The organism is Mycobacterium sp. (genome assembly GCF_050701675.1).
Taxonomy (GTDB): domain Bacteria; phylum Actinomycetota; class Actinomycetes; order Mycobacteriales; family Mycobacteriaceae; genus Mycobacterium.
Genome location: NZ_JBOGDD010001080.1, coordinates 1 through 6928, shown reverse-complemented (window position 1 = coordinate 6928; position 6928 = coordinate 1). Strand labels below are relative to the sequence as shown.

General features: G+C 67.5%; 5 protein-coding genes. 1 reads left to right on the top strand and 4 read right to left on the bottom strand.

The features are described 5' to 3' along the window. Window positions 1–372 precede the first annotated feature (372 nt). Complete coding sequence (locus tag ACRDUX_RS33180) at window positions 373–600, bottom strand: DUF3618 domain-containing protein (RefSeq protein WP_526420486.1); 228 nt, start codon at window positions 598–600, stop codon at window positions 373–375. Between the two features lie 95 nt (window positions 601–695). On the opposite strand from ACRDUX_RS33180, the gene bcp reads away from it, so the two are divergent. Further along, window positions 696–1166 carry a thioredoxin-dependent thiol peroxidase gene (bcp, locus tag ACRDUX_RS33175; RefSeq protein ID WP_526420484.1) on the top strand — a complete coding sequence of 157 codons (471 nt, stop codon included), beginning with the start codon at window positions 696–698 and terminating at the stop codon, window positions 1164–1166. On the opposite strand, the gene ACRDUX_RS33170 is transcribed toward bcp, so the two are convergent. The 3 genes from ACRDUX_RS33170 to ACRDUX_RS33160 form a co-directional block, all read right to left on the bottom strand. Further along, entirely contained in the window at window positions 1155–2492 is a 1338-nt protein-coding gene (locus ACRDUX_RS33170; RefSeq protein WP_526420482.1) for a dipeptidase, read from the bottom strand. The genes bcp and ACRDUX_RS33170 overlap by 12 nt on opposite strands. 147 nt (window positions 2493–2639) lie before the next feature. Then, complete coding sequence (acpS, locus tag ACRDUX_RS33165; protein WP_526420480.1) at window positions 2640–3035, bottom strand: holo-ACP synthase AcpS; 396 nt, start codon at window positions 3033–3035, stop codon at window positions 2640–2642. Between the two features lie 69 nt (window positions 3036–3104). Further along, a partial coding sequence (locus ACRDUX_RS33160) for a beta-ketoacyl synthase N-terminal-like domain-containing protein (protein WP_526420478.1) occupies window positions 3105–6928 on the bottom strand: 3824 nt, incomplete at its 5' end.

Here is a 6928-nt window from a genome sequence, read left to right as displayed (position 1 = left end):
ATCAGTGTTTGCGCGGAAGTCTTGACCGCCTCATGGATCGAAATCTCCGGCAACGTAAGCCCTAAGCTGGGAAAATAGAGTTCCCCTCCCGACGCAACACTGGAATTCGATGCTACGATGGCGTTAGCTAGAGCCAGGCGGGCAGACATTCGCTCTGGTCTCTGAGAGAGGAACAGGGCCTTAGCTGATGTCGACCGCAGGTGTGGCAGACTCCACCGCCGCGTCAACCGTCGGGGTTGACGACGACGCGGGTGTGCCTGCCGTCGTTACGGTCCACAGCTGCGCCAGGATTGGCCGCCGGGCCAACCCCCCCGGCTTCTCGTTCCTTGGCTGGTTTCGCTTCGGCCTTCGCCGCCGCGGATAGTCCGCTACCTAACCATTCCTGATCCGTCGGATCACCAGCACCAGCACGGCGGTGCCCAGGCCCGCGAGGGACACCGCGACCACCGGTTTCTTGACGAACTGCACCACGCCGGCCGTGACGTCGTCCGCGATCCGGCGCGGGTTCGCCCGCTCTGCGAGGGCATCCACCGTGGTCGCGAGTTGGTGGCGAGCCACGTCGATGTCCGCCTTGATCTTGTCCGGATCCCGGTCCGCCACGTCAGCCCCTTCAATCGCGTTGCTGTCTTGGGGAATTACCCTAGTTGAGCCACACGACGACGTCGTGCACCGGCCGACCGAAGGGACATTCACTCATGCCACCGACCCGCCTCGCCGTTGGCGACAAGGCCCCCGCCTTCAGCCTGCCCGACGCCGACGGCAAGACCGTGAAGCTCAGTGACTACAAGGGGCGGAAGGTCATCGTGTACTTCTACCCCGCCGCCTCGACCCCCGGCTGCACGAAACAGGCATGTGACTTTCGGGACAGCCTCGGGCATCTCAATGAGGTCGGAGTCGACGTCATCGGCATCTCGCCGGACAAGCCGGAGAAGCTCGCCAAGTTCCGCGACGCGGAGAAGCTGACGTTTCCCCTGCTGTCCGATCCAGAACGCAAGGTGCTCACCGAGTGGGGCACGTTCGGCGAGAAGACCATGTACGGCAAGACCGTTCAGGGCGTCATCCGCTCGACGTTCCTCGTCGACGAGAAGGGCAAGATCGAGGTCGCCCGCTACAACGTCAAGGCCACCGGGCACGTCGCGAAGCTCATCAGCGACCTAGCGCTGTAGAGCGCCGAGCGCCTCCAGAAGCAGGGCCTCCGACGTGGCCGCGCGCTCGAGCACTCCCAGATCGAGGCTCTCGTCGATGCTGTGCGCCTGCGTCGCGGGATCTTCGACGCCGGTGACGAGGATCTTCGCCTCGGGGAACGCAGCGGCGAACTCGGCGATGAACGGAATCGACCCGCCGACCCCGGTGTCGACCGCATCGCTCCCCCACGCCTGCCGAAACGCCGAGCGCGCGGCGTCGTAGACGGGTCCGCTGGCGTCTATGGCGTACGGCTGGCCGACGTCACCCGGCGTCACCGTCACCCGGGCGCCCCACGGGGCGTGCTGCTCGAGATGGCGCGTCAGGGCGCCCAGATGCTGGACGGCGTCACCACCGGGCGCGACGCGCAGGCTGACCTTGGCACTCGCCCGTGGGATCAACGTGTTCGACGACTTCGCGATGGACGTCGTGTCGATGCCGATCACGGTAATCGCCGGTTTGGCCCACAGCCGGTCGGTCACCGAGCCCGAACCGATCTCGGTGACGCCCTCGAGCAGCCCGGACTCCTCGCGTACGCGCTCGGGCGGGAAGTCCACGTCGGCCGCCGAGCCCTGATGCAACCCGGCGACCGCGACGTTGCCGTCGTCGTCGTGGAGGCTGGCCAGGAGTCGGACGAGCACGCTCAGCGCATCGGGCACCACCCCGCCCCACATGCCGGAATGCAGACCGTGATCGAGCGTGGCGACCTCGACGACGCAGTCGGCCAGCCCGCGCAGCGACACCGTGAGCGAGGGAATCTCGGTACTCCAGTTGTCGGAGTCGGCAATCACGATGACATCGGCGGCGAGCAGATCCTGGTGGGCGGCCAGCAGCGCACCCAGCGAGGGGGATCCCGATTCCTCCTCACCCTCCACGAAGACCGTGACGCCGACCGGCAGGCTGCCGTCGAACGCCCGGATGGCGGCCAGATGCGTGGCGATCCCCGCCTTGTCGTCGGCGGTGCCCCTCCCGTACAGACGTCCGTTGCGCTCGGTGGGCTCGAACGGCGGCGAGGCCCACTGGGAGCGGTCGCCCTCTGGCTGCACGTCGTGGTGGGCGTACAGCAGAACCGTCGGGGCGCCGGGCGGCGCTGGGTGGCGAGCGATGACCGCAGGTGCGCCGCCCTCGCTGACGATGCGAATGTCGTCGAACCCCGCCTCCGACAACAACTTCGAGACCGCATCGGCACTGCGCCGGACCTCGTCGCGTCGGGCCGGGTCGGCCCATACCGACTCGATGCGGACCAGATCCTCGAGATCGGCGCGCACCGATGGCAGCACCGACTTCACCCTGTCGACGAGATCGCTCATGACAACGAGGTTAGTGCGCGTCCTCGACCAGTGACGAACGTGCGCGGTTGTACGAAACTCGTGGCGTGTCGCCGAGCAGACACGCACGCTCGCGGCGAGGGTGGGGGTGGGGGTGAGGGTGGGGGTGAGGGTGGGGGTGCGGCGAGGCTAGCCGGCCGACTCCAGGATCGCGACCGCCGCCGCGGTGTCGCCCTCGTGCGTCAACGACACGTGGATGGTGATGTCCTTCAGGTGCTCGGCGATGTCGCCGGACAGCCGCACCTTCGGCCTGCCCCACATGTCGGTGACCACTTCGATGTCACGGTGGATGTCCTCGGGCAGCACGGGCCGCTTCGAGAACCGCGAACCCGACCACGCCTTGATCACGGCCTCCTTGGCCGCCCACCGCGCCGCCAGGTGCCGCGCCGCCGACGAACTCTTGTCCGCGGCGTCGCGGCGTTCACCCGGCGTGAACGTCTCCGCGAACACCGTCCCCGGCTGGTCGACCTGCTCCGCGAAGTCCGGTATGGAGACCAGATCGATGCCGATTCCGACGATGCTCATTGCGGGAACGCTAGCTCAGGCGCCTGCGCCCTCACGCCATGCCATCCCGAATGCTCCTCGCGCAGGCGCTCATCGCTGCCCGTACCAACCGTCTTCGCCGAGCCGCGACTCCGGATCGAGCAGCATGTCGGCCTCCTGCCGCTTCTCCGGCGAGTCGTGGTTGAAGCGCCGGTCGGCAGGCTTCTCGTACAGCGCGGGACCGCCGGCGATCGCCGACGCCAGAGTGCGCTGCCCCTTCAACACACGGGCGCCTGCACGCTGCTGGTAGTCCTCCCGCTGCTCGGGACTCAAGGCAGCCAGGAACGCTTGCGGATGCACCAGTGCGACGAGGCCCGAGACGTGTCCGAAGCCAAGGCTGGTGATCAGACCCGCCTTCATCGGGAACTTCTCCCGCATGTGCAGGGCCTCGCGCACCCACACGAAGTGAGACGCGTTGGCCATCTCTTCGTCGACGCAGTCCAGACTCCGGTTCGGTGGGATCACGCCGTCGCGCAGCATCTGGCACATACCCATCATCTGGAATGCCGCCGCACCGCCCTTCGAGTGCCCGGTGAGGCTCTTCTGGCTGACGATGAACAGCGGCGCACCTGGCGACCGACCCATGGCGGAGGCGAGCCGCTCGTGCAGCTCCGTCTCATTGGGGTCGTTGGCCAGTGTCGACGTGTCGTGCTTGGAGATCAGCGCGATGTCGTCGGGACCAACACCCAACTTCGCCAGCGACTTGGACAGCTGCGACTGCTTGCCGCCGCGGCCAGCGCCGAGGGCGCCGAGTCCGGGAGCCGGGATCGATGTGTGCATGCCATCGCCGAACGTAGACACGTAGCCCACGACCGCCAGTACCGGCAGCCCCATCTCCAGAGCCAGATCACCACGGGCCAGCAGGATGGTCCCGCCACCCTGTCCCTCGACGAAGCCGAGGCGACGCCGGTCGTTGCCGCGAGAGAACTTGGAATCGCTGATGCCCTTGGCGCGCATCGCCCCCGTCTCGGCAGTGGCAGACATGTCGCCGAAGCCGATGACGGCCTCAAGCGTCGTGTCGTCGTAGCCGCCCGCGACCACGAACTCGGCCTTGCCGAGCCGGATCTTGTCCACGCCCTCCTCGACCGACACCGCCGTGGTGGCGCATGCGCCGACGGGGTGGATCATCGCGCCGTAGCTGCCGATATAGGACTGAACGACGTGGCCGGCCGTGACGTTCGGCAGGACCTCCTGCAGGATGTCGTTCGCCTTGTTCTTGCCGAGCAGATTGCCGTGATACATCGCCTGCATCGACGTCATGCCGCCCATGCCAGTGCCCTGCGTACTGGCCACCAGGCTGGGATGCACCCACCGCATCAGTTCGGTGGGAGTGAAGCCGGACGACAGGAACGCGTCCACCGTCGTAACGAGATTCCACAGCGCCAACCGGTCGATCGAACTCATCATGTCCGGGGTGACGCCGTAGACGGCCGGATCGAATCCGGTCGGTACCTGCGCCCCCACCGTCCGCGACAGCTTCACCTTGCGCGGCACCCGGATCTCGGTGCCCGCCTTGCGGGTGACCTGCCAGTCACTGCTGTCCGGTACCGGCGCGATCAGGGTGTGCTCGGGATCGAAGGTGACGAACGCACGAGCCTCCTCCTCGGAGGACACCACGAACGAGAAGTCCTTGTCGAGGAACACCGAAACCAGCAGCGGCGCAGAGTGATCCGCATCGATCGCACCGTCGGCCACCCACTCGCGGATTCCCACCCGCTCGATGACGGTGTCGTGGTAGCGCTCCACCAGTTCGCCCTCGTCGATCAGGTCGCCCGAGGCCGTGTCGTACCAACCTGGCTTGGGATCGTCCTCCCACTTGACCAGCCCGGTGGTCCAGGCGAGCTCGAGCACACCTGCCGCGGACAGCTCGCCGGAGACCTCGGCCTCGAAGCGGGTCCGCGACGAACCGTACGGTCCGAGCTCCGCTCCACCGACGATCACCACCAGGTCGGCGGGATCGACGTCGAGGTCGTCCCACGCGGGTGGCGGCGCCGCGGCGTAACCGCGCGGCGGTGACGGCAGGGCCTTGATGGTGCCAGTGCCCTCGTCCTCGTCGGAAACCGTCGCGGCACTTTCAGCGGCGGCGTCCTCGCGGGCCTTGGCGGCCAATTCGGCCATGTCGATGTCGACCTCGCCGAGTCCGCCGGTCAGGTCGGCCTTGATCGGCGTACGCGCCGCCGCCACCTTGGACTCGATGTCGCACAGGTCGAGAAGCATCGACGCCATCTCTTCGGTCGTATACGTGATCACGCCGGCCTCTTCGACCGCACCGACGATCGCGTCGTTGTGACCCATCAGGCCGGTACCCTTGGTCCAGCCGATCAGTGCGTGCGCCAACGAGACTCGCTGTGACCAAGAGGTTTCGGCCTTCCACCGCGTCACCAACGCGTCCAGTGCGGACTTGGCCTCGCCGTAGGCGCCGTCGCCGCCGAACATGCCGCGGTTGGGCGAGCCGGGCAGCACCACGTGCAGCCTCGATGCGATGTCCCGCTCGGAACCGATGTGCGAAAGGCCACCGATGAGCCTCTGCACGGCCCACAGCAGAACCTTCATCTCCATCTCCGACCGTGACCCGGCCTCGGAGAGGTCACCCCCCACGCGCGGAGCCGCGAACGGGAACAGCAGCGTCGGCGTCAGCGCGTCCTTCAGGTGAATCGACTGCGGCCCAAGGCTTTCCGTCTGCTCACTGCCGACCCAACTGACCAGCGCGTCGATGTCGGTGTAGGAGGCCATGTTGGCAGGCGTCACCCACAGCGTCGCGCCGAAGCGGGCGTTGTTGCGGTAGAGCTCCTTGTAGAACGCCAACCGGTCGTCGTCCAGCTTCGAGGTGGTGGCGATCACCGACGCGCCGCCGTCGAGCAGCTGCGCGATCACCGACGCGGCGATGGACCCCTTGGAGGCACCCGTCACCACGGCGATCTCATTGGCGTACCGACCGGTGCCGGGGTTCTCCGCCCCTGCCGCTGCGCGTCCGTAGAGCGACGCGTGGACGTTGCGCCCCGCGGCGAGGGCCTTGCCCTGCCACCAGCTCGCCTGGGTGGCGACGATGTGTCCGGCGGCTTCGAAGCGCTCGGAGAGTCGCGGCCAGTTCGCGTCGATCTCGTCTTCGTCCGTCAACCACAGACGTGCCAGATCCTCACGGGCGCTGGCCCAGCGGTCGTCGAACAGCACCGCCTTGCGCCCGTCGAACGTGGGCGCCACCAAACGTGGCCAGTCAGAACCGAGTTCGGCGGTGACGAGGTCGATGAGGTCGGCATCGCTGACCGTCTCACCCACGTTGACCGGGGCGTCCAAGCCGAGCTGACCGAGAATCATCCTGGCCGCCGAGGCCAGCACGCCGTTGCGGCCGGTGACCTGCTCGGCGAACTCGACGAGTGCAGCGGAGTCCACGACACCGCCCGCGGCGCCTGCGACAGAGGGCAGCGACACCGCGATACCGCGGCGCGCGGCGACGGCCGAGACCGCCGCGTCGACGATCTTGTCGAACGTGGCCGCGTCGGGCAGCGCACCGTCGTGAAGGTGCCCGAGTCCGCTACCGCGCACACTGCTGCCTTCACGCGTGCCAAGCACGAGTTCCATCGTCACGTGCTTGACCCAGCCGTCGCCGAGCTCCCACGTCTTCTTGACCCGTTCGGCGATTGCGGCAGGGCGCTTGCCGGACGGCCCGAGCACGGTGCGCAGCTGATCGTTCACCGCATCGGAAAGCACTGGGCCGTAGGGCTTGTAGGTACGGGCCAGCTTGGTGACCTGTGCCTTGAGACCAGCCAGATCGGCTTCGGCGGCACCGTCGATCGCCCCGAGGTTCAGCTCGGAACCGAGGTCGACCAACAACTGGTTGCGCCGCGAGGACGCGCCGTCGGTGATCGACTCGATGG